Source organism: Streptomyces sp. NPDC001927 (genome assembly GCF_053594455.1).
The window spans coordinates 599,999-622,687 of record NZ_JBSFEN010000003.1 but is presented as its reverse complement, the minus strand read 5'-3'; the positions used below and the strand labels follow the sequence as shown (position 1 = coordinate 622,687).

Genomic DNA, 22,689 nt, shown 5'->3' with positions numbered 1-22,689 from the left:
ACGAGAAGGGGCCCGGTGGCGCGCTTCAGTGCGCGAGGCGCGGGCGGGTTCGTGCGTCGCGAGGACGGCGTGAGGTGGGCAGGACGCGGTGGGGCGGGGGTACGTCGAGGCCCGAGCGGAACATCCCGTACGCGATCCGCCGCCGCGCCGCCTCTTCGAGGGCGTCGCGCAGTGGTCCGCCGCGCAGGGTCGCCCCGGGCCCGACCAGGCCCTCGACGACGGCGAGCGCCCCGGCGACGTCCCCGTGCTGGAGGCGTTCGCTCACGCCGGTGAGGCAGTCCGGGCGCCGGTGCGCCTCGTCGATCGCCCGCAGACAGGGCAGCGGGGGGCCGCCCAGGGCGACGAGCAGCTCCTCCCGCGCGAGCTCGTCCGGGCCGTGGTCCAGCGCGGCCAGGACGCCGTCGACCAGAGCGATCCGGTGCCGGTCGCCCCGGCACTCCACGACACGGGGACCCGAGGCAGCCTGCTTCTCGGCGGGGGCGGGGGCGACGGGAACGTGGTCCGGTACGAGGGCGGAGGCGACCAGCGGGTGGAGCCGGCCGGCCTCGATCGCGCCCGCCCGGAGGAGCTCCAGATCGGGCAGCACCCAGGTCGCCGCGTCCGGCAGGACGAGCGGCTGCGCGGGGCTGCGCGTATCCCCACGAGCCTCGGGGTCCACGTCCACGTCCAGCGTGAGACGGCGGCGCGAATCGAGGCGTACGGTCACCGGACCGCCGGACCTGCCCTCGGCCCGGAGCACGTGCCTCGCCTCGGCCGGCCAGCGGTCGACGGCACAGAGGTACCCCTCCGGTACGGGCGTCTCCGCCCCGCCCGAGGGCGGCGCGTCGGCCCCCGAGCGCAGGCGCAGCTCGTCGGTCCTGCGCGCGTCCCACAGGTGGCGGTGCAGGTCGAGGCGGAACCGCCGTCCTGGCCGCGGGTGCGGGTGGCGCCCGACGGGGCCCTGACGGAGGGACCGGTGGGCGGACCCGTTGGCGGACCCGTCAGAGGTCCCGTCCCAGAGCGCCAGGCTGATCCGCTGGCCGCCCTCCGCCCACGCCGGCGGGGTCCGGGCCACGAGGTGGACCGGGCCCGCGCGCGCCGTCGGCTCCGCCGGGGCGTACCGGGCCAGCGAGATCGTCAGGCCCGGGCGCAGCAGCCCGTGCGGAGCGACCCTCGGCATGTGCCAGCGCAGCAGGTCGGGAGCCAGGTGGCGGAGATCGAGCCGGAGCCGGTCGGTGAGGTCCCGGCCATGGGTCCGGGTCACGGACCGCAGGTCGAGGTCGACATCGACGCGTGCGGCGGCACAGGCTCCGGCCCAGTCCCCGGAAAGGCGGCGGGCGGTCGCGGTCTCGATCATGGACGGCGGCACGGCGAACTCGCGGACGCGCAGCCAGAAGGAAAGGAAGGAGGCGCGGGAATCCTCGTACGCGGTGTGAGTGGTCATCAGCACTCACCTTGCGCGGACGGGACCCCCCAACACTGAACGGTGTGAGTCGTCATCGCGGCGGAGCGTAGCGCGCCCAGGTCACGGCCGACCAGTCATTTACGGGCCCGGCGGGCGGCGGGCCGGTCTGTCCTGACCAGGTAGGCTTCCCCGGCGCGCGCGACGCGGCGCGCGCCACGACCCGGGAGGAAACCGCGTTGCACGTCCAGGAATGGCTGGAGACGATCCCCGCGGTGGCGATCTACGCGCTGGTGGGAGTGGTGATCGGGCTCGAGAGCCTGGGAATCCCGCTGCCCGGCGAGATCGTCCTCGTCAGCTCGGCCCTGCTCGCCTCCCAGCACGGTGACATCAATCCGTACGTCCTCGGCGCCTGCGCCACCGCCGGGGCCATCATCGGCGACTCGATCGGCTACGCGATCGGCCGCAGGGGCGGGCGTCCGCTGCTCGCCTGGCTGGGCAAGAAGTTCCCCAAGCACTTCAGCGAGGCCAATATCGCGCTCGCGGAGCGCTCCTTCGAGAAGTGGGGCATGTGGGCCGTCTTCTTCGGCCGCTTCGTCGCCCTGCTGCGGATCTTCGCCGGACCGCTCGCGGGTGTGCTGCGCATGCCGTACTGGAAGTTCCTCATCGCCAACGTCTTCGGCGGCATCCTCTGGGCGGGCGGCACGACGGCCGTCATCTACTCGGTGGGCGTCGTCGCCGAGGCATGGCTCAAGCGCTTCTCGTGGCTGGGGCTCGTGCTCGCGGTCCTGGTCGGCGTCTCCTCGATGCTGATCCTGAAGAACCGGGCGAAGAAGGCGGCCGCGAAGGCCGAGACGAAGCCGGAGGCGGCGCCGGTCCCGGTGGCGGCGGACTCGGCGAGCTGATCGACAGCGCCTCACCGGCAGCGAGACGTACGCGCGAGGGAGCGGTGGCCATACGGCCGCCGCGCCCTCGGGCTGTGTGCGCGAGCCTGGCTCTCCGTCGCGTACCGGGCTCTCAGTCCTTGAAGGCCTCGGCGTGGCCCTTGGCCAGGTGGAGGTACATCTCCGCGTTGAGGCGGATGCCCGCCTGCTCCTCCTCGGTCAGCGGGCGCCTGACCTTGGCCGGCACGCCCGCCACCAGCGAGCCCGGCGGGATCTCCATCCCCTGCGGGACGAGCGCCTGCGCCGCGATGAGCGAACCGGCGCCCACCCGGGCCCCGTTGAGCACCGTGGCGCCCATCCCGACCAGCACGTCGTCCTCGATCACGCAGCCGTGCACGGTCGCGTTGTGGCCGACCGTCACCCGGTCCCCGATCGTGACCGGGAAGCCCGGGTCGACGTGGACGGTGCAGTTGTCCTGGATGTTCGAGTCCTCGCCGACGGCGATGGGACCGCAGTCCGCCCGGAGCACCGCGTGGTACCAGACGCTGGCACGGGCGCCCAGCGTGACGTCACCGAGCACCACGGAGGTCGGCGCGGTGAAGGCGGTCGGATCCACCTGCGGCTCCTTGCCGCCCACGCCCCTGATCAACGCCTCGGTCATCGTTCGCTCCTGATCGTTCGTGCTTCCGTCACGCCTCCCCGGCACCCTAGCCGCGACCCATGACGGACATCACAGGGCACCCCACTGATCAGCCACGACGGTGCGGACTACCGTGTGCGGGTGCCCAGGAACAGAAACACGTTCTCCTCTCTCACCGCGTGGCGGCGCCGTGTGCTCGCCCGGGCCGTGCAGGGCGGGTGGCGCTGGGTGCAGGAGACCGGTTCCGTGACCGCCGAGCGTCCCGGGAAGCTGCGCTTCCGTCGCCTCGGGGCGGGCACCCGGCTCGCGTTCCCGCAGGGGACCGTCTTCGGCGAGCAGTGGATCGAGATCGGCGAGTGCTGCATCATCGCCGAGCAGGTCACCCTCACCGCCGGCATGCTGCCCGGGCTCGACCTGGGCCCCGACACGGTGCTGACCCTGGGGAACGGCGTCGTCCTCGGCCGCGGCAGCCACGTCATCGCCGACACCCGGGTGACCATCGGCTCGGACACGTACTGCGGGCCGTACGTCTACATCACCTCGACCAACCACAGTTACGACGACCCCGACGAGCCGGTCGGCAGGCAGTGGCCGCGCTCCGAGCCGGTCGAGATCGGTCCGGGCTGCTGGCTGGGCACGGGCGCGGTGATCCTGCCGGGCGCGCGGCTCGGCCGCAACGTGGTGGTCGCGGCGGGTGCCGTCGTACGGGGCGAGGTGCCGGACCACTCGGTGGTGGCCGGCGCGCCGGCGAAGGTGGTGCGCAGCTGGGACCCGGAGAAGGGCTGGCAGCCGCCGCTGCGGACCCCGCCGCCCGTGCCCGTACCGGACGGAGTGACGCACGAGCAGCTCGCCGCGCTCGCGGCATGGGACCTCGCGGAGGGCTGAGCCGCTTTTCGGCGGACGGTCGGCCGATCAGTCCGTCGCGCCGATCAGCCCGTCGCGAGGAGGACCGTGCCGACCAGGGCAAGGCCCGCGCCCGCGGCCTGGACCGCGCGCAACCGTTCCTTCAACACTCCGCGCGCCGCGAGGGCCGTGACGACCGGGTAGAGGTTGGCGAGGACGGCGGCGACGGTCACCGGGCCGGTCTGCGCCGCGATCGAGTACGTACCGTTGGCGGCGACGTCCGCGAGGCCGACGAAGGCGAGCGCCGGGAGGGCCGCCCACACGACCTTCATCCCGCCGCCCTCGGGCAGGGCCCGCCCGCCCCGCTTCACGGAGACGTACAGCGCACCGCCGCCCACCGCCACGTTGGTCACCCGCTGGACGAACAGGGCGAGGAAGAGGCCGGTCAGGGTCGAGGAGGCCTCGGCGATGAGCGCCATGACCGAGCCGAAGCCGAAGGCCGCGACCAGGGTGAGGAGCACGGCCTGGCGCTGCACGGGCGCCCCGCGCAGCTCGGGCCCGCCGGCGAGGACGATGCCGATGATCGCCACACCGATCCCGGCGAACTGGAGGAGCCCCGGCCGGTCGCCGATGAGCAGGCCGACCGAGACGGGGACGACGACACCGAGCGAGCCGAGCGGGGAGACCACGCCCATCGGGCCGAGCGCGAGGGCCTTGTAGAAGGAGAGCATCGCGACCGGTCCGACCACGCCCGCGGCGACGGCGTACCAGAGCTGGGGTCCGGCCTCGGTCCAGGCGCCGGTGGCGATCACGATGGCGCCCAGGACGAGGACCGCGACGGTCTGCGAGGCCACGACCACGGTGAGGGCGGGCATGCGCCGGGTGAGCAGCCCGCCGCCGAAGTCGGCCAGGCCCCAGAGGAGGGCGGTGGCCAGGGCGAACAGGGCAGTCATGGATCCTCGCAGGGGCGGTCTCGCAGTACAGTGCGGTGGACAGCTGGTACACCGCGGTAGACCCCACCGTAGTTCAGTCTGTTGGACTATGTCATCCAAAATATTGGACGGAATGTGTCGGACCTCGATCAGCTCACGCAGTCGCTCGCGCGGAATCTGAAGCGGTGGCGCAATGAACGCGGTTTCACGCTGGACGCGCTGGCCGCCCGGGCCGGTGTCAGTCGCGGCATGATCATCCAGATCGAGCAGGCCCGTACGAACCCCAGCGTCGGCACCACCGTGAAGCTCGCGGACGCGCTCGGTGTCTCGATCACCACGCTCCTCGACTACGAGCAGGGCCCGCACGTCCGCCTCGTCCCGCCGGACCAGGCCGTCCGCATGTGGTCCACCTCCACCGGCAGCCACACCACCCTGCTCGCCGGCACCGAGGCGCGCGGCCCGCTCGAACTCTGGGCCTGGACGCTGATGCCGGGCGACGGCAGCGCGTCCGACCCGCACCCCGACGGAACGACCGAGCTGCTGCACGTCTCGGCCGGCGAGCTCACCCTCGTGGTCGAGGGCGAGGATCACCGCATCCCGGCCGGCACCTCCGCCGTCTTCGAGGCCAACGTGCCGCACGCGTACCGCAACGACGGCTCGGAGCGGGTGGAGATGACCATGGCCGTCTCCATCCCGCCCGTACGCTGAGACGCCGAACACCGGCCCGTGCGGCCGCTGTTAGCTTGGGCTCCATGCGCGCACCCATCGGAGACTTCGACAACGCCGTTCCCGCCCCCGACTGCCTGGACCTGCTCAGGGAACCGGTCGCGGCGGCGGTACGCGCCTGGCAGGGCACCGTCCCGGCGGATCAGCTGCTGTACGTCGACACCGACCCGGAGATCGCCGACACGGCCGTCTTCGTCGAGAACCACGGCCGCGAACTCCTCGAACAGTCCGCGAACTGCGTGATCGTCGCCGGAAAGCGCGGTGAGGAGACGACCCTGGCGGCCTGCGTGGTCCGGTCGGACACCAGGATCGACGTCAACGGCGTGGTCCGCCGCCAACTGGGCTCCCGCAAGGCACGGTTCGCCCCGATGGAGACCGCGACGGGCGAGAGCGGCATGGAGTACGGCGGCATCACCCCGATCGGCCTCCCGGCCGACTGGCCCGTCCTCGTCGACGCGACGGTCGTCGACACCCCCTGGGTCCTCATCGGCAGCGGCCGCCGCCGCGGCAAACTCATCGTCCCGGGCAAGACGTTCGCCGAACTGCCGGGCGCGGTCGTCCTGGAGGGCCTGGGCGTCGAGTGAGGCCGGGGGCGGGCCCGTAGGTGCCCTCAGCCGAGGCGGGGGATCTCGATCGCCGGGCAGCGGTCCATCACCATGTCGAGGCCTGCGGCGCGGGTGCGGGTGTAGGCGGCTTCGTCGACGACGCCGAGTTGGAACCAGACGGCCTTGGCGCCCTTGGCGACGGCTTCGTCGGCCACCGCGCCGGCGAGGGCGCTGTTGACGAACACGTCCACGACGTCGACGTCGAAGGGGATGGCGTCCAGGGAGGCGTAGCCCTGTTCGCCGTGGACCGTCTCGGCCTTGGGGTGTACGGGCACGATCCGCTTGCCGTGCCGCTGCAGGAAGGCCGCGACGCCGTAGGCGGCGCGCTCCTCGTTGGCGGAGAGCCCCACGATGGCCCAGGTGTCGCCGTGCTCGTCGAGGATCCTGCGGATGGTTTCCGTGTCGCTGTGCACGCTCTGTCTCCGGTCGCTGAGTTCGGACGCTCCTGGAGGCTGAACGAGCGTCGATCGTGTGGGATTCCCGGACACCCCCTAGCCGCGTACCGCCGCCACCGCCTCGTCGAAGACCTGCACCATGTCGACCGTTCCCTCGCTGCGGACCCAGGTCTCCAGCGCGACGTCCGAGCAGGCCAGGGCGCAGGCGACGAGTGCGCGGGCGCGTGACTCCGTCATCGGGTCCGCCGGGTCGCCCAGGCGCCGGGTCACGTCCGGCGCGAGCAGGTCGACCCACTGTTGGCGCTTCTCCAGCTGACGCCCCCGGAGCGACGGGGACGCGTGGAGCATGGTCGTGATCCTGAGGAAGTCCTCGGAGGAATACGGCAGGGTGTCGACGAGCTCCTTGAGGGCGGCCCGGAGCGCGTCCCACGGCGGCTCCTCCGCCGGGCGGGCCTCGAGCAGGGCCCGCAGGGACCGGCCGCTCTCGGCGTGGTCGCCCAGCACGATGTCTTCCTTCGTGCCGAAGTAGCGGAAGAGCGAGCGCCGCGAGATGCCGATCTCGTTCGCGATCTGCTCCATCGTCGTGGCCTCGAAGCCGTGCTCCAGGAACAGCCGCATCGCGGTGGCGACGATCTCGGCCTGCACGGCCAGCCGGGTGCGGGCCCGCAGTCCACCGCGGACGGTCTTGTCGTCGTCGCTCATGAGTACGGAGCCTACCAGCCGGTGTCACCCCGTACCGTATTGACACTCGGTGACAGTTTCGACCTACAGTGACATCCGGAGTGGGTTCACCGCGTCATCGATCCATCGATCCTGGGGAGCAGCCATGAGTGCCGTCGACTACCGCCGCCAGACCACCCTGATCACCGGCGCGAGCGCCGGCATCGGTGCCGAGTTCGCGCGGCAGATCGCCGCGCGCGGCTCGGACGTCGTGCTCGTCGCCCGGCGCCGGGAGCGGCTCGAGAAGCTGGCCGCCGAACTGGCCGCGACCCACGGCGTCCGTGCCACGGCGATACCGCTCGACCTCGGCCTGCCCGGCGTGGGGGAGACCCTCGCGGAGGAGGTGGCCCGGCGCGGGCTGACCGTGACGAGCGTCGTGAACAACGCCGGGTTCGGCACCTTCGGGCCGTTCCACACCGAGGACCCGCAGCGCCTGCGCGAGGAGATCGCCGTCGACATCGCCGGCCTCGTCGACATCAGCCGCGCGTTCATCGGGCCGCTGCGGAGCGCCGGCGACGGCGTGCTCGTCAACGTCGCCAGCATGGCCGCGTATCTCCCCGTCCCCAACATGGCCGTCTACGCGGCGGCCAAGGCGTTCGTGCTGAGCTTCACCGAGGCCCTGTGGCAGGAGTCCCGCGGCACCGGGCTCCGTGTGCTCGCCCTGTCGCCCGGTGCGACCAGCACCGAGTTCTTCGAAGTCACCGGCACGGATGCCGCCGCCGGGGGCGCGAAGATGCAGTCTCCGCAGGAGGTCGTGGCGACGGCGCTGCGGGCCCTGGACCGCCGTACGCCGCCGCCGAGTGTCGTCTCCGGCCGGCGCAACCGTGTGATGGCGAGCCTGAGCCGCGGTCTGACCAGGCGCCGCGCGGTCCTCGTCATGGGATCCATGACGGGCGCGCGCTGAGCCCGCGGCCGCTCGGGGTCAGGCCGTGTGCTGGTACGCCGGGTAGGTCAGGTAGCCCGCGTCGCCGCCCTGGTAGTACGTGGCCTCGTCGGCCGGTGCGATCGGCAGCCCGCCCCGCAGCCGCTCGACCAGGTCCGGGTTGGCGACGTACGCGCGGCCGAAGCTGATGAGGTCGGCGCCCAGGCCGAGCCAGTGGTCGGCGTCGTCCCGGCCGGTCTGCTTCGGTCCCATCGGCAGCACCGGGTTCATGACGAGCGCACCCGGCCACGCCCGCCGCAGGGCGACCAGCAGCTCCTCGTCCGCGGTGGCCTCGAGGTGGATGTACGCGAGGTCCAGGGAGGTCAGTTCGGCCAGGAGCGCGGTGTACAACTCGCGTACGTCGGTCTCCTCGATGCCCCAGAACGTACCGCCCGGTGAGAGCCGGATGCCGGTCCTGGCGCCTCCGACGGCGTCGACGGCCGCCGCGGCCGCTTCGACCGCGAACCTGATCCGGTGCTCGACCGGGCCGCCGTAGCGGTCCGTGCGCAGATTGGCGTTGGACGAGAGGAACTGCGAGATCAGGTAGCCGTTGGCGCCGTGCAGTTCGACACCGTCGAACCCCGCGTCGACGGCGCGGCGGGCGGCCAGGCCGTAGGAGCGGGCGTGCTCGGGCACTTCGGCGGTGTCCAGCGCGCGGGGCGTCGGAGCGGGCTGGGGGCCGGACGGGGTGAACACGTCGCCGACCGCCGGGACCGCCGACGGCCCGACGGGCCGCAGGCCGGTCGTGTCGGGGTGGGAGACCCGGCCGCCGTGCATGAGCTGGGCGAAGATCCGGCCGCCGTTGGCGTGGACGGCGGCGGTCACGGGGCGCCATGCCTCGACCTGCTCGTCGGTGTGCAGCCCCGGCGTACCCGGGTTGGACTGCCCGACGGCGCTCGGCTGCACGCCCTCGCTCACGATCAGCCCGGCCGTGGCCCGCTGCGCGTAGTAGGCCGCCATGGAGGGGGTCGCGAGGCCGCCGGCGGCCGCCCGGACGCGGGTCATCGGGGCCATGACCACGCGGTTGGGGAGGGTGAGGCCGCCGAGTCGGAAGCTGGTGAAGAGAGTTGTCATGTCGGTTACGCTAAAACCTGACATTGACGTCAGAGGCAAGCTGTTGTGAGCCGGAACACAGTGGAACGCAGCGGAACGCAGTCGGGAGGCTTTGTGCGGATCGGTGAGCTCGCGTCGCGGGCCGGGGTGAGTGTCCGGTCCGTGCGCTATTACGAGGACCAAGGCCTCCTCGCCAGTACCCGCAGCGCCAGCGGGCAGCGGCACTACACGGACGTCGAGGTCGAGCGGGTCGCGTTCATCCAGCGGCTGTACGCCGCCGGTCTGTCCAGCCGCACCATCGTCGAGCTGCTGCCCTGCGTCGACGCGCCCAGCGAGGAGAACTCCGACGCCGCGCTGGAGCGGATGGCTCTGGAGCGGGAGCGGCTCTCCGCCCACATAGCCGACCTCGTGCGGACCAGGGACACCCTCGACGGGCTGATGGCGGCGGCCCGGGCGCACCGGCACGGGTGATCGCCGGGTCGGCCGGCGCGCCGGGCCGCCAGGTCGCGGGGTCGCCGGGCCGCCGGGCCGCCGGTCGCAAGGTCTCCGCAAGGCGGCCGCGCGAGGGTGGGACGGTCGCGACACCTCTGGAGGCCATCGATGGCGGAGTTCTACAGGGTGGGACCGCCCACCGACGGCACGCCGGTCGCCCGGCTGACGACGCAGGAGGCGCTCGCGCCCGTCACCCCGCTGACGACGCACGAGGCGCTCGCGCCCCTCGACCCGCTGACGACGCACGAGCGACTCGTGCCCCTCGGTCAGCAGACCGCGGTCGAGGCGCTCACGCCGCTGACTCCCACGCGCAGTTGGGTCACCTACGCGGAGCCGCCCGACCTGACTGACGGTCAGATCCATGTCGTGTACAGCCACATGGACAATGCCGCCGAGGACCTGATCGCCCAGACGCACGCCATCGCCCAGACCCTGAGCAATCTGGAAGCGGAGCTCAGTGAGCTGAAGAAGACCTGGATCGGTGACGACGCCCAGGTCTACACGGAGAAGCAGACGGCCTGGCACGACGCGGCGACGGCCATGGAGCGGATGCTCGGCGAGCACGTGCACCTGCTGAACCACATCGCCGGGACCTACCGCTTCAGCCAGAACTGTCTCGTCCAGGGGTGGCAGGGCGTCCGGATCGGCCCCGGCCACTGACGTCGGGGGCGGCCATCGGGGCGGTCATGGGGGAGGAGAAGGCGGAGGTGTCCGTCGAGACGGTGCTGATCCGTCCGAGATCCGACGGCGCCCTCTCCGGCATCGCCGCGGCCGCCCGACCCGAGTCCTGGAGCCCGCTCGGGGCCTGAGCGGTGGCGGCCGCGGTGTCCGGGGCCTGGACGAGCCGCTCGATGCGCAGGACCAGGTCGTTCTCGACGCGGTCGTGCGACCAGTCGTGGTCCTTGCTGCGGATCACCTGTACGTCGGTGCCGCCCTGGCGCTCCCAACGGCCCCGTAGCGTACGGACATTCGGCCGCCAGGAACCCTGGTACTGATGCTCCAGATTCATGCGGCATCCCGCCGGGCCGATGTCCACGGACTCGCCCACGACGCCGGGAATCACGATCCGGCGACCTCCTCCGGCGGGCAGGATCACCGCGCGCTGAGGCCAGTCGGCGTCCACGCCGATCACGGTGATCCGGCTGGGGCCCGGGTACCAGGTCATTCCTACGACTCCTTGTCGATGTGGCCGGCTTGGTGGTGTGACGGTGAACGCGCGGGACGGGGGTTGGCAACGGTCACGTGGGTTGAAGGGTGAGGGGCGACCGGGCGGACGACTCCTCCGACGGGGATCGGCGGAAACGGTCCTTGTTCTGCCGATGTCTACGTCGAGGGAGGGGCGAAGGATCAGTCCGATCAAGCCAGTTGTGGGTCGGGAGCCGGTAGGGGCGGGGATCGAGCGGCCTATCCTCTGCCGCATGGATGGAAAACGGCGGTCCGTCACCTCTCCCCTCGCTCCGATCGGCACGCCCCGCTGGGTGGGGCGCTCCGCCGAACTGGCAGTGCTGCACGAGCACTTGGGGTCACTGCAGCGCGGTGCGGGAGGGTGCGTACTGGTCGAGGGGCCGCCCGGAATCGGGAAGAGCGCTCTCGTCGGCGAGGCGGTGCGGGCTGTAGGCGCGGATGAGGTGTTCGTGCTGCGGGGCAGCGCCGACGCGTTCTGCGTGAACCTGCCGTTCCAGCTCATCGCGGAGGCGCTGCGGCCGGTCGACCGGGACGAACCCGCGCCGGAACCCGACTCGTTGTGGGGCGCCGGGGCGCGGAATCCGTTGGCGGCGGGCGTGCAGGAGGCGTTGGCGCGCGTGGAACGGACGTGCGCGGTGCGGCCGGTGGTGCTCGTCGCGAGCGACCTGCAATGGGCGGACGAGGCGTCCCTGATGGTCCTCGGGGCGCTGATGCGCCTCACGGAACAGCTGCCGTTGCTGCTGGTGGGGGAGCTGACGACCGGTTCTCAACGTGATCACGTCCAGCAGCTCCGTCGGACCTTCACCACCCGCGAGGCCACCCAGCTGGTGGTGGGGCCCCTGAGTGAGGAGGAGTCCCTGCTGCTCGCGGAGGCGTACGTGGGGCTTCCGCTCACCGCCGGACTGCGCGACCTGGTGGCGCAGACCGGCGGAAACGCCCTGCACATACGGGAGTTGGTGGCCGCGCTGCAGCGCGAGCGGCGCGTCGAGGAGCGGGCGGGCCACGCGCATCTCGTCCCCGGACCCGACCCGGAGACGCAGTTGCCGACCTCGTTGAGCGCGGCGATCGCGGACCGGCTCGGGTATCTCTCCGACGACACCTTGGAGGCGCTGCGCTCGGCCGGCGCGCTGGGCACCGGGTTCGACCCGGGCGAGCTGGCCGCGGTCCTCGACTGGCCACTGGAGCGGGTCGCCGGGGCGCTGGGCGAGGCGGCGGAGACCGGAGTGCTCGACGAGCAGGGCGCGACGGTGGAGTTCCACGCGCCGTTGCTGCGGCAGGCGCTGTACGAGTCGATGACACCCGCGGTACGTGCGCTGCGGCACCGGCAGATCGCGCAGCGGCTGGGCGAGGCGGGCCGGCCGCCCGAGCGCGTCGCCGCGCAGCTGGTCCGCGCGGGGAGCGAGCCGGACGAGTGGACGCTGACCTGGCTGGCGGCCTCGGGCACCGCCCTGCTCCACCGGGCCCCACAGCTCGCCGTCGAACTCCTCAAGCACGCCACCGAACACCTGGACCGTACCGACGAGCGACGCGAGCCCCTGGAGGCGGTCCTCGCCATGGCCGCGTACCTGCGCGGCCGGTTCGAGGAGTGCGAGACCATCGCCACCCGCGTCCTGGGCAGCACCGTCGATCCCGACCGCGCCGGGGAGATGACCTGGCTCGTCGGCGTCGTCCTGTTCCACCGGGGGCGCTACGCCGAGGGCATCGAACTGGCTACCGGCGCCGCGTCCCGCTGGCCGCTGAGGCCGGTGTGGCTGGCCCGGCTGCGCGCCCTGCACGGCATGCTCACCCTGGGCACGGCGCTGGGCCCCGAGAAGGACGGGGCCGTCATACCGCGGGTGACCGAGGCGCTTGAACTCGGCCGGAGCCTCAAGGACGCGCACACCGTCGCGTACGCGGCGAACACCATGTGGACGTACCTCTTCGCGATGAAGGAGTTCGACGCGGCCGCCGTCTGCCTCGACGAAGGCCTCGCCGGTGCGGAGAGCGATCCTCAACTGGCCGACATACGCTTCGTCCTGGCGAGCAACAAGATGCATCACCTGCGGGGCGCCGACATCAGCGACGAGCGCGTGTGGGCCACCGCGCGTGCCGCCCGCAAGGCCGCCCTGGAGTGCGGCTCGGCACGGGTCGGCACCGTCCTGGGGATGACCGCGGGACTCGCCTACTTCGAGGGGTCCTGGGACGACGCCCTCGCGGATCTCGAAGCCGTCGACGACGATGTGACCGACGGCTACACGAAGTTCACCGTCAAGGGCCTGCTCGCCCTGATCAGGGCGCGACGCGGTGATGTGGACGGGGCCAGGGACCAACTGGAGAAGATCGGCGACCCGGACGTCCTGCTCACCTGCGCCCGCGTGAACTCCACGCACTACTGGCACGCCCGCCTGGCCCTCGCCGAGCGCGAGGGCCGCGAGGACGAGGTGCTCGTTCTCCTGCGCCGGGTCCTCGCCGAGGAGTTCGGCGCCATCGCGGCCGACTACCACCGCCTCCTGCCCCGGGCCCTGCGCCTGGCCCGCGCGGCGGGCCTGGCGGACCTGGCCGCCAAGGTGGTGGCCCGCGCCGGGCACGCGGCCGACCGGGACGACCGTCGGGTGGTCCGTGCCGTCGCCCGGCACTGCCAGGGGGTGGCCGACGCCGATCCGGGGCTGCTGCGCCAGGCGCTGGAGTACTTCGACGGCGCGGTGTGGGCCGCCGAGGCGGCCGAGTGCGCGGACGACCTGGCCGTCGTACTGGCCGAGGCGGGCGACATGGACGGCGCGAAGGCGGCGATGCGGGACGCGGCGGAGCGCTATCTGGCGCTCGGCGCGACGGGCGACCTCGACCGCGCGGACGCCCGTTGGCGTGCGGCGGGCCTGCGTCGCGGCGCCCGGGCGAGCCGCAACCGCCCGTCCGCCGGCTGGGAGTCGCTCACGCCCACCGAGCAGCGGGTCGCCGAACTCGTCGCGGAGGGCCTGTCCAACCCCGACATCGCCGAGCGACTCCTCTCCTCACGCCGCACCGTCCAGACCCACGTCAGCCGCATCCTCGGCAAGCTGGGCCTGCGCTCCCGCATGGAAGTGGCGCGCGCCATCGGGGACCGGTCGCCTGAGTCGGCCGTGAGTTGATGCTCCGCTCCGCCGATCGCGGTACGGGCCGTGGGTGAAGCGGAATTCACGTGACCCCTCAGCGCCGCTGGTGCGTAGGGGAGGGTGTGTCCGTGCCCGAGTACGCGGACGGGAAACCCACCACGTCCTCGGCGGGCACCGCAGGGTGCCCGCCGGTGAGGGGAGAGCATCGTGCCCGGTGAGCGGACGACCGCTTCGTACCTCGACCACCGCCGTGACGCCAGGTTCGCGGCACCTCGCTCCTTCGTCCTCGTCGACCCCTGCCGACCGACCGACACCCTCCAGTGGGGACCGGGTGTGGTGGACGCGTTGATCGTCGATGTCCTCGGCTGTGCCGCCCGGCACGGCACGAAGGCCGCGCTCGACGCGGCGGCTGCGCTGCTCCTCGACGTACGGGAACACCTGGACGCGCAGGTGTGGTTGCGGATCCAGCCGGCAGCCGACGGGGTGACCACGAGCTTCGCGGACCTGGTCGGTCGGGCGGACGGGGTGGTCCTGCCCGCCGTACGGTCCACGGCGGAAGTGGAGGAGGCACTGGCCCTCCTCGGCGACGCGACCCCGCTCATGCCGGTCGTCGACGGCGACGCGGTGCACCGGGACGTCGAACGGCTCGCGGGGCACCCGGCGGTCGTACGGTTCGCCGCCCGTTCCCGTACGCACCGGGTGAACCTGCCCCTGGTCTCCCAGGTGTACGGCCTTCCGGGCCCGGTGAACGGCGTCGGTGCCGAGGCGACGGACGCCTGCGAGCTGATGCACGACGCGGTCGTCGCACGCTGCGCCGGCTACGGCGGCCAGTGCGTCCCCCGTCGCCGGACTGGCCGCCGACGTCCGCGCCCTCTACCGGGACGCAGGCCGGGACTGAGGGGCCTGATGCCGGACTCGGTGCGGCCGCCCCCGCCCCCGACCCGCTGCCGTGACCTCGCCGCCATGACCGAACCTCGGGCCGTCCTGACACGTAGCACAGGGCGGCGCCGCCGTGAGGGACGACGGAGTGGATGATGAGGGGCCGGGAGTTGACTGTGGTTGCTGGGCGTGTGGTGCGCTTCGACGAGGCACGTGGGTATGGATTCATCACCCCGGAGACGGGCGGCGATGATGTGTTCCTGCACGTGAACGACTTGTTCTTCCCCGAGTCGTACGTGAAGTCGGGACTGGCCGTGGAGTTCGAGGTCGTCGACCGTGAGCGGGGCCCGAAGGCCGCGAGGATCAGGCTCGCCGCCTCCGAGCGGACCGCGCTGGCGGCGGACCAGGCCGTGCCCGTACAGGTCGTGCCCGTCGCGGGCCCCGTTCCGGTCGTCGAGGAGGCGATGTGCGATGTACTCAGTACGGAGGAGACCAACGGAGAGCTGACCGAACTCCTCCTTCGGGTGACCTCGCTGACGGCAGGCCAGATTCTCGAGATCCGGCGAGGGGTGCTTGAGCTGGCCCGGGGCCACGGGTGGGTCGACGGCTGACCTCAGCGCCCGCTCCTGGACCCATTGAACGGTGTTTCGGCGTTTCGCTCCTTCGGCGCAGATGGGTAGCATTCATCGCCCATTCAAGGAGGAGCCATCGTGACGACCGAAACCGACCCCACACGCCCGGATCTGAAGGCCCAGTACGCGAGCAAGGTCGCCGGCGACATCGACGAGAACGAGGCGGACCAGCGGCGCGTCCAGGCGCAGATCCAGTCCCTGCAGGAGCAGTTGGTGTCCCTGAAGGCCGACCATGAGCTGCTGATGAGCGTCAGCGCGGCGCTGGGGGATGCCCTCACCACGGCAAAGGCGACGGTCCCCGCCCAGTCGGCGGGAGAGACCGTCGCCAAGACCTCACCTCGTCCGAAGACGGCGGCCAAGAAGCGGCCCGCGGTCCGCAAGGAGGAGGAGAAGGGAGCCGCCCTCACCTCACTCATCCTCGGTTACCTGAGTGAGCAGTCCGAACCCCGCAACACCTCGGAGATCCTCCGGTGCCTCGCCGAGGCCCACCCCAAGCGGCAGATCTCCGATCCTCTCGTACGCACCTCGGCCGAGCGGCTGGTTGCCCGAGGCAAGCTGGAGCGATCCAAGCAGGGCTCCAGCGTCTACTACACCGTCTCCTCCGCGGACGGACCCGAGCTCGGTTCCTGACACGACGGGTCAGAGGTCCTCGGGATCCAGTTCGAACGTGAAGTAGATGGTCAGCATGTAGGGCTCGTCCTCGTCGTGGAAGGCGTCCCACGACACGTCCACCAGGCGGACGTTGTGGTCCCGCACCCACTCATGGGCCTTCTTGAAGGCCCCGGCGGCGGTCGTGGCGGGGAAGAGCTTGCGGGCCATCGGATGCACCTGGCAGTCGGCATCCGAGTCGTCGAAACCCTTCGGAACGTCCAGGCAGAGGTTGGGATCGATCGTCATGGAGTGCGTGCGCCCTTCTCGCCGGTGCTGAGTACGACGCCTGAGAAGACCGCCGTGCGCGTGGATGGGTTGCCTCAGGCCGCCGGACGGCTCAGCACCAGCTGGGCTTGAGGGAGGTGATCCCGTTCATGCTCGTCACCTGGCCGCGCCACTGGCTCGGTGGCGCGGCGGCGGCCACGGAGTAGTCGGGGTCGTTGAAGAGCGTCCACGTGTGCTCGGTCCTGTTCCAGACGCTGGTCGTCGCATTGTCCCAGTTGGCTTCCTTGCCGTAGCCCGCCTTGCCGAGCCATTCGCGCGGAATCCCGACCCTGCCCAGGTGCCTCGTGAACCCGTCGCACATCTCCGGGACGTGCAGCGGGGTGAGCGCGAAGACGGGTCCGGTGCCGTTGGGGCCGCCGTACAGGCAGAACTCGCCGACCTTGCACCCGGCCCACGGAGTCTGCTGCGGGGCCTTGGACTTGGTGGGGGCGGGCGGGGCCGGACGCCTGTACACGGGCTTGGTCGTCGCGGGCGGCCTCTGCGTCCTCGGCGGTGCGGGAGTGACCTTCGGCGTGGGCTTCTTGGTGGGTGCCTGAGTGGTCTTCACGGGGGTCGGCGTGGGCGTGGGGGACGCGGCCACGAAGGCCCCGCTCTCGGGCCCGCCGCCGTCCGTGTCGAGCACGGTGTCGGCCGTCTCGCTCACCGCCGCGACCGGGTTCGTCTTTTCGCGGGAGTTCTCGTTGGACCCGATGAGCAGGAACGGAAGGGTCACCATCACGGCGCCGGCGATCGCCGCGCCGGCGAGGATCGGCTTCTTGGGACCCGCCGAGGGGGCGCCGACCGGTTCCTCGGGGCGGTTGCCCGGACCCTCCGAGCCGGCCTGGGCGGCGCCCTCGGCCTGCCCGCGTGCGCGCGGGTCGGGGGTCTCGGGGTTCGTTCCCGCGGTACGGGGTTCGGTGCGCGGCCGTGCCGCCGAGGCCGCCCTCTCGGACGTCGCGGTCTCGGCCGCGGTGGCCGGGCCGCTGGCGCCCAATCGGCCTTCATGGGACGAGGTGTTCGCCTCTCCGGCGGCCGTTCCCTCGGGACGCGGCCGGGCTCCCGCTCCGGCGTTGTGCGGTGCGGGTGCGGAGGCCCCGTCGGGCCGTGTCGAATGCTCGGACATCAGTGCTCCGTGTTGGCTGGACGCGCACTCCTGGGGAGGCGCTGGCACGCTGGGCGGTGGCGGGAAGGGAAGCGACGGAATCCCCATCAGCGACCGGGCGGGTGAGGGGCTCGGTCACCGATGGGGCGCCGGGGTCCTGGCCACAGGTTCAGCGGCCGGGGCCGATGCTGACGTTCTGCCAGCCCTGGACGAGGGTGTTCTGGGTGTGGCGGTAGGACCCGGAGATCTCGTTGAGCAGGGTGACCTTGCTCTCGAGCATCTTCTCGATGGCCAGCAGGGCGTCGTTCCAGGCCTTCTGCTTCTCGGCGTAGACCTGGGCGTCGTCACCCACCCAGGTGTTCCGCAGCTCGCCGAGCTCCGCTTCCAGGTTGTACAGGGTTTGGTCGATGGCCTGGGTCTGCGCGATCAGGTCCTCGGCGGCGTTGTCCATGTGCCGGTAGTCGACGTAGATATATCCGTCGGTGAGGTTCTCTGGCATGGTGTGTCCTCCTCTGATGCGGGCCGGCGGGGCGTGACCGGGGTGGGAAGTGGCGTGGGCCGCCCGCGGGGACGGGCAGGGTCACGGGTACGGGGTCGGGTCAGCCGCTGAGGGTGTTGAAGACGGCGTTCGACGCGCTGCTGGCCTGGGCGACCTGCTCGTTGGCGAACTGCTGCTGCTTGCCGTGCTCCCGCAGCGTCTTCTGCAGCTCCTCGATCATCTGCTCCAGGTTCATCGTGATGACGCCGACCTTCTCCTGCCACGCGGTGACGAGCTGCGAGAAGGCGGCACCGTCGCTGCCCCCGTAGCCGTTGGTCAGATTCAGGCGGGTGGCCTCCACGTCGGAGCTGCACCTCATGACACCGTCACGCGCGGCGGTCAGCGCGTTGATGCCGTTCCGTGTGGCGCTCTCCTGGGACTGCTGCATTCCTGTCGACATCGCACACTCCTTCTCGCCTTGATCCCCCTCACCGCAGCGGGGTTCTCACTTCCTGGACCAGCCTGACGACAGAGACTTGTCTCCGGTCCCCACACTCCTGCCGCCACCCTGCGGAAACCTTGCGTCGCGGTACGGCGGCCCCCATCAGGCTCCCCGCACCCATGTCGGGGCGGGTACGCTGCTGCCGCTCCCCTTCCTCAGCCACTTCCTCCGCTCCACGGTCCGCCGCAGCATGCCGGGCCGCGCGACCTCCTGCGCTCCACGCGACTCGCCGCGCTCCACGCGACTTCCCGCGCGCCGCGCGAACAGCAGGACACGGATTCACGCCGAAGGAGAGCACCGTTGAGCGTCGTACTGTTCCGACGTCCCGCCCGCCGCCCAGGGCCGGACATGCCCGAGGGCGAACTGAACCTCGAAGAGCCGCCCGTCCTCGCCGAGATGCAGCCGGACAGCTCGGCCATCTGGCAGTACCTGCCGATGGCCCTGATGTCGATCTCGTTCATGTTCATGTACATCCGGCCCGGCAGCATGCGCGGCGGCGAAGGCTCGTTCATGTACCTGGCGATGGGGCTGATGGTCCTCGCATCCGCCGGCATGATGCTGGGGCAGTTCATGAAGCGCGCCGCCGAGCGCAAGCAGCAGCTGAAGGGCGAACGCCGGGACTATCTGCGCTACTTGACGCAGATCCGCAGGCGGGTACGGAGGAACGTCGCCGAACAGCAGGCCGCGTCCGCCTGGCACCACCCGGAGCCGGCCACGCTCTGGTCGGTCGTGGGGACGAGCCGGCTGTGGGAACGCAGGGCCGCCGACGACGACTTCGCGGAGGTACGGGTCGCCGTCGGCGACCAGAAGCTCGGCCTGAAGCTCGTCCCGGGCTCGACCAAGCCGGTGGAGGACCTCGAACCGCTCTGCGCCCACGCGCTGCGCAGCTTCGTACGCGCCTACGCCACCGTTCCCGACCAGCCGATCTCCGTGTTCCTGCGCGCCTGGTCCCGGGTGCTCTTCCGGGGCGAGACCGCGCGGGTGCAGGCCCTCGTCCGGTCGATGCTCGCCGAGCTGGCCACCTTCCAGTCCCCCGAGGACCTGTGGATCGTGGTGTGCGCCGCGGACGACCGGAAGGCCGCGTACGACTGGCTGAAGTGGCTGCCCCACACCCTGCATCCGCACGAGAGCGACGCCGCCGGTTCGGTGCGCCGGATCGTGTCTACCTTCAACGAGATGGACGAGCTCCTCGGACCCGAGTTCGGTGAGCGGCCCCCCTTCGACCCCGACGCGACTCCGGGCTGGGAGGAGCCGTACACCGTCGTCGTCCTCGACGGCGTCCCCTCTCCCGGCGGGCACGCCTTCGACGGGCCCGGACTGCGCAACACCGTCGTCCTCGACGTGGACTCCTCACTGACCTGGCGCCCCGGGCGCACCACGCTCCGGCTCGACCTCACCGACGGCGAGCTCGGTCTCGTACGGACCGACCGGGAGCGCAAGGAACGCACCAGCCCGCTGGGGCGGGCGGACCAGTTCGGCGTCGTCGGAGCGGCCTCGCTGGCCAAGATGCTCTCCCCCTACCGGCTGCGGCTCGACGGGGAGAACGGCGCGGAACCGCTCAGCTCGGACGTCGAACTCACCACCCTCCTCGGCATATCGGACCTGTACCGGCACGACCCGAACACCCTCTGGTCCGCGCGTACGGACTCCAACCGGCTCAGGGTCCCCATCGCGCTCGCCGCCGACCGCACGCCCGTGGAACTCGACATCAAGGAGTCGGCGCAGGGCGGCACGGGGCCGCACGGGATGCTGATCGGTGCGACCGGATCGGGCAAGAGCGAGCTGTTGCGGACGCTCGTGCTGTCGCTGGCGCTGACGAACTCCTCCGAGACGCTGAACTTCATCCTCGTGGACTTCAAGGGCGGCGCGACGTTCCTTGGCCTCGACGCGCTGCCGCACACCTCCGCCGTGATCACCAACCTCGCCGACGAGGCCGCGCTCGTCTCGCGCATGCAGGACGCGCTGCACGGCGAACTCATGCGGCGCCAGGAGCTCTTGCGCAGCGCCGGCAACTACACGTCCGCCCTCGAGTACGAAAGGGCCCGGGCGGGCGGGGCCGATCTGGCGCCGCTGCCCAGCCTGTTCGTCGTCGTCGACGAGTTCAGCGAACTGCTCTCGGCGCACCGCGACTTCATGGAGCTGTTCGTCATGATCGGCCGCCTCGGGCGCAGCCTCGGCGTGCATCTGCTGCTGGCCTCGCAGCGGCTCGACGAGGGCCGGATGCACCAGCTCGAGAGCCATCTGTCCTACCGCATCGGCCTCCGTACGTTCTCCGCCATGGAGAGCCGCGGAGTGCTGGGCGTGCCGGACGCCTACGAGCTCCCGCCGCAGCCGGGCAACGGCTACATGAAGACGGGTGTGGAGACCCTGAAGCGTTTCCGGGCCGCGTACGTCTCCGGTCCGCACCGGCGGCGCAGCGGCCCGGTCAGCCGGGCCCGGGTGGCCAGTCAGGTGGTGCCCTGGTCGGCGGAGTGGATCATGCCGCGGGCCGGTGTGGACCCGGATCCGGCGCCCGTACCGGAGCCGGAGCCGGAGGAGGAAGCCCAGTCCCTGCTCGCCGTCGCCGTGAGCCGCCTCGTCGGGGCGGGCCCCGAGGCCCATCAGGTGTGGCTGCCGCCGCTGGACAAGCCCGCCACGCTCGACGAGCTCCTGCCGGGCATCGCACCGCACCCCGAACTCGGTCTGATGGCGGCGGACCACCCCCACCTCGGCTCGCTCAAGGTGCCCGTCGGCATCGTCGACAAGCCCTTCGACCAGCGCCGCGACCAACTCGTCGTCGACATGTCCGGCGCGGGCGGGCACGTCGCCATCGCCGGCGGTCCGCAGAGCGGCAAGAGCACCTTCGTACGCACCATCATGACCGCGCTCGCGCTGACCCACACACCGCGCGAAGTCCAGTTCTTCTGCCTGGACTTCGGCGGCGGAACGCTCGCGGGCCTCTCCCGCCTCCCGCATGTGAGCGGTGTCGCCTCCCGGATGGACGAGGAGCGGGTGGGCCGCGTCATCTCCGAGGTCACGGCGCTGCTCGCCGATCGCGAGCGGCTCTTCCTCGACCAGGAGATCGACACCATGGCCACCTACCGGCGCCGCCGGGCGGCCGGCGAGCTGCCCGACGAGCAGTTCGGCGATGTGTTCCTGGTCATCGACGGCTGGCAGTCGGTACGGCAGGACTACGACCGGCACCTGCCCGCGTTCTCCGCCCTCGCCTCACGCGGCCTGAACTACGGCATCCACCTCATCATCACCACGGCCCGCTGGCTGGAACTCACCTCGGCCATCCGGGACCAGGCGGGCACCAAACTGGAGCTGCGCATGGGCGACGCGATGGACTCCACCATCAACGCCCGCATCGCCGCGACCGTGCCCCGCGACCCGGGCCGCGGCATCATGCGCGAGGGCCACCACCACTACCTGACGGCGCTGCCGAGGATCGACGGCACGAACAGCGCCGGAGACCTGTCGGAGGGCGTCGCGGCCATGGTCGCCGCCGTACGCGACCACTGGTCGGGCCCCGTCGCCCCGCCGGTCCGGATGCTGCCCACCGTCCTGCGCTCCAGGGACCTGCCGACCCCGCCGAACAAGCTCCGCATCCCCATCGGCCAGGAGCAGGAGCGGCTGTCCACGCTGTGGCACGACTTCAGCGAGACACCTCACATGATCGTGGTGGGCGACAACGAGAGCGGCAAGACGAACATGCTCCGCCTGATCGCGCACAGCATCATGCGGACCCACACCCCGGCCGAGGCCCGCATCATGGTCGTCGACTACCGGCGCCAGCTCGTGGAGACCATCCCCGACGAGTACCGGCTGGGCCACGCCGTGTCGATGGACGCGCTCCAGGAACTCGTCAGCGGTGCGGCCCGCGCCGTGGCGACCCGCGTGCCGGGACCCGACATCGCGCCGTCCCGGATGCGGCTGTGCGACTGGTGGCAGGGGCCGCGGCTCTTCATCCTGGTGGACGACTACGACATGGTGGGCGCCGGGCCGATGCACCAGCCCTTCGCGCCGCTGAGCGACCATCTGGCCCTCGGCCACGAGGTGGGGCTGCACGTGGTCGTCGCGAGGGCGGCGGCGGGAGCGGGGCGTGGTCTGAGCGATGCCCTGATGCGCCGCCTCCTGGAGGTCAACGCACCGTGCCTGCTGCTGTCCTGCCCGCCCTCGGAAGGCTTCCTGTTCGGCAACCACAAGGGCCGGCTGATGAATCCCGGTCGCGCGATGCACATCTCGCGGCGCAAGACGATGCAGGTGCAGACCGCGCTGCTCGATGCGGAGGAGTCGTGAGCGGCGCGAGAGCCGAGGCCTTGGCGGTCGGCGTCCCCAGGGCCGGCGTCTCAG

The 22,689-nt window shown here is 71.7% G+C and carries 23 protein-coding genes; 12 read left to right on the top strand and 11 right to left on the bottom strand.

Going from position 1 to position 22,689, the window contains the following annotated elements; translation table 11 throughout:
• Positions 1-25: 25 nt before the first annotated feature.
• Entirely contained in the window at positions 26-1,423 is a 1,398-nt protein-coding gene (locus tag ACWCO8_RS10105; RefSeq protein WP_451031850.1) for a hypothetical protein, read from the bottom strand.
• 197 nt (positions 1,424-1,620) lie between these two features.
• Here ACWCO8_RS10105 and ACWCO8_RS10100 point away from each other — a divergent pair, with 197 nt between their 5' ends.
• Positions 1,621-2,286: a DedA family protein gene (locus ACWCO8_RS10100; RefSeq protein ID WP_451031849.1), complete on the top strand. Its 666-nt coding sequence runs from the start codon at positions 1,621-1,623 to the stop codon at positions 2,284-2,286.
• A gap of 112 nt (positions 2,287-2,398) precedes the next feature.
• Here the strand turns inward: ACWCO8_RS10100 and ACWCO8_RS10095 are convergent, their stop codons facing one another.
• Entirely contained in the window at positions 2,399-2,926 is a 528-nt protein-coding gene (locus ACWCO8_RS10095) for a gamma carbonic anhydrase family protein (RefSeq protein WP_451031848.1), read from the bottom strand.
• Positions 2,927-3,046: 120 nt separating this feature from the next.
• Here ACWCO8_RS10095 and ACWCO8_RS10090 point away from each other — a divergent pair, with 120 nt between their 5' ends.
• Positions 3,047-3,790 carry an acyltransferase gene (locus ACWCO8_RS10090; protein ID WP_451031847.1) on the top strand — a complete coding sequence of 248 codons (744 nt, stop codon included), beginning with the start codon at positions 3,047-3,049 and terminating at the stop codon, positions 3,788-3,790.
• Positions 3,791-3,834: 44 nt separating this feature from the next.
• Here the strand turns inward: ACWCO8_RS10090 and ACWCO8_RS10085 are convergent, their stop codons facing one another.
• Entirely contained in the window at positions 3,835-4,701 is an 867-nt protein-coding gene (locus ACWCO8_RS10085) for an EamA family transporter (RefSeq protein ID WP_451031846.1), read from the bottom strand.
• 114 nt (positions 4,702-4,815) lie between these two features.
• Between ACWCO8_RS10085 and ACWCO8_RS10080 the strand changes: the two genes are divergently transcribed.
• Positions 4,816-5,388: a helix-turn-helix domain-containing protein gene (locus ACWCO8_RS10080; protein WP_362009730.1), complete on the top strand. Its 573-nt coding sequence runs from the start codon at positions 4,816-4,818 to the stop codon at positions 5,386-5,388.
• Positions 5,389-5,432: 44 nt separating this feature from the next.
• The gene (locus ACWCO8_RS10075) at positions 5,433-5,990 is read left to right on the top strand and encodes a YbaK/EbsC family protein (RefSeq protein ID WP_451031845.1); all 558 of its coding nucleotides are present in this window, start codon (positions 5,433-5,435) and stop codon (positions 5,988-5,990) included.
• Between the two features lie 26 nt (positions 5,991-6,016).
• On the opposite strand, the gene ACWCO8_RS10070 is transcribed toward ACWCO8_RS10075, so the two are convergent.
• Positions 6,017-6,424: a CoA-binding protein gene (locus ACWCO8_RS10070; protein ID WP_362010301.1), complete on the bottom strand. Its 408-nt coding sequence runs from the start codon at positions 6,422-6,424 to the stop codon at positions 6,017-6,019.
• Positions 6,425-6,502: 78 nt separating this feature from the next.
• Entirely contained in the window at positions 6,503-7,108 is a 606-nt protein-coding gene (locus tag ACWCO8_RS10065) for a TetR/AcrR family transcriptional regulator (protein ID WP_451031844.1), read from the bottom strand.
• A gap of 124 nt (positions 7,109-7,232) precedes the next feature.
• On the opposite strand from ACWCO8_RS10065, the gene ACWCO8_RS10060 reads away from it, so the two are divergent.
• Positions 7,233-8,030 (top strand): SDR family NAD(P)-dependent oxidoreductase, encoded by a 798-nt coding sequence (locus ACWCO8_RS10060; protein ID WP_451031843.1) that lies wholly within the window; start codon positions 7,233-7,235, stop codon positions 8,028-8,030.
• Positions 8,031-8,048: 18 nt separating this feature from the next.
• Here the strand turns inward: ACWCO8_RS10060 and ACWCO8_RS10055 are convergent, their stop codons facing one another.
• Positions 8,049-9,122 (bottom strand): alkene reductase, encoded by a 1,074-nt coding sequence (locus tag ACWCO8_RS10055; RefSeq protein ID WP_451031842.1) that lies wholly within the window; start codon positions 9,120-9,122, stop codon positions 8,049-8,051.
• Between the two features lie 93 nt (positions 9,123-9,215).
• On the opposite strand from ACWCO8_RS10055, the gene ACWCO8_RS10050 reads away from it, so the two are divergent.
• Together ACWCO8_RS10050 and ACWCO8_RS10045 are read left to right on the top strand one after the other, a co-directional pair.
• Positions 9,216-9,572, top strand: a complete 357-nt coding sequence (locus tag ACWCO8_RS10050) for a MerR family transcriptional regulator (protein ID WP_451031841.1) — start codon at positions 9,216-9,218, stop codon at positions 9,570-9,572.
• Between the two features lie 129 nt (positions 9,573-9,701).
• A complete protein-coding gene (locus tag ACWCO8_RS10045) occupies positions 9,702-10,253 on the top strand; it encodes a WXG100 family type VII secretion target (RefSeq protein ID WP_451031840.1) in 552 nt (183 codons plus the stop codon).
• Here ACWCO8_RS10045 and ACWCO8_RS10040 read toward each other — a convergent pair.
• Positions 10,195-10,758, bottom strand: coding sequence for a hypothetical protein (locus ACWCO8_RS10040; protein ID WP_451031839.1), 564 nt, complete (start codon positions 10,756-10,758; stop codon positions 10,195-10,197). The two genes, ACWCO8_RS10045 and ACWCO8_RS10040, sit on opposite strands and share 59 nt — an antisense overlap.
• A 253-nt stretch (positions 10,759-11,011) precedes the next feature.
• Here ACWCO8_RS10040 and ACWCO8_RS10035 point away from each other — a divergent pair, with 253 nt between their 5' ends.
• The 4 genes from ACWCO8_RS10035 (at position 11,012) to ACWCO8_RS10020 (ending at position 15,987) form a co-directional block, all read left to right on the top strand.
• Positions 11,012-13,882 carry an ATP-binding protein gene (locus tag ACWCO8_RS10035; protein ID WP_451031838.1) on the top strand — a complete coding sequence of 957 codons (2,871 nt, stop codon included), beginning with the start codon at positions 11,012-11,014 and terminating at the stop codon, positions 13,880-13,882.
• Positions 13,883-14,053: 171 nt separating this feature from the next.
• Positions 14,054-14,881, top strand: a complete 828-nt coding sequence (locus ACWCO8_RS10030; protein WP_451031837.1) for a hypothetical protein — start codon at positions 14,054-14,056, stop codon at positions 14,879-14,881.
• A complete protein-coding gene (locus ACWCO8_RS10025) occupies positions 14,878-15,336 on the top strand; it encodes a cold-shock protein (RefSeq protein ID WP_451031836.1) in 459 nt (152 codons plus the stop codon). Before ACWCO8_RS10030 ends, ACWCO8_RS10025 begins: the two co-directional genes overlap by 4 nt.
• 99 nt (positions 15,337-15,435) lie before the next feature.
• The gene (locus ACWCO8_RS10020) at positions 15,436-15,987 is read left to right on the top strand and encodes a hypothetical protein (protein ID WP_451031835.1); all 552 of its coding nucleotides are present in this window, start codon (positions 15,436-15,438) and stop codon (positions 15,985-15,987) included.
• Positions 15,988-15,996: 9 nt separating this feature from the next.
• Here the strand turns inward: ACWCO8_RS10020 and ACWCO8_RS10015 are convergent, their stop codons facing one another.
• From ACWCO8_RS10015 to ACWCO8_RS10000, 4 genes are all read right to left on the bottom strand, one after another.
• Positions 15,997-16,254 (bottom strand): hypothetical protein, encoded by a 258-nt coding sequence (locus tag ACWCO8_RS10015; RefSeq protein WP_451031834.1) that lies wholly within the window; start codon positions 16,252-16,254, stop codon positions 15,997-15,999.
• Positions 16,255-16,345: 91 nt separating this feature from the next.
• Complete coding sequence (locus ACWCO8_RS10010) at positions 16,346-17,395, bottom strand: peptidase inhibitor family I36 protein (protein WP_451031833.1); 1,050 nt, start codon at positions 17,393-17,395, stop codon at positions 16,346-16,348.
• Between the two features lie 148 nt (positions 17,396-17,543).
• A complete protein-coding gene (locus tag ACWCO8_RS10005; protein ID WP_451031832.1) occupies positions 17,544-17,873 on the bottom strand; it encodes a WXG100 family type VII secretion target in 330 nt (109 codons plus the stop codon).
• Positions 17,874-17,973: 100 nt separating this feature from the next.
• Positions 17,974-18,312 (bottom strand): hypothetical protein, encoded by a 339-nt coding sequence (locus ACWCO8_RS10000; RefSeq protein ID WP_451031831.1) that lies wholly within the window; start codon positions 18,310-18,312, stop codon positions 17,974-17,976.
• Positions 18,313-18,654: 342 nt separating this feature from the next.
• On the opposite strand from ACWCO8_RS10000, the gene eccCa reads away from it, so the two are divergent.
• Positions 18,655-22,635, top strand: coding sequence for a type VII secretion protein EccCa (gene eccCa / locus ACWCO8_RS09995; protein WP_451031830.1), 3,981 nt, complete (start codon positions 18,655-18,657; stop codon positions 22,633-22,635).
• Positions 22,636-22,689 lie beyond the last annotated feature (54 nt).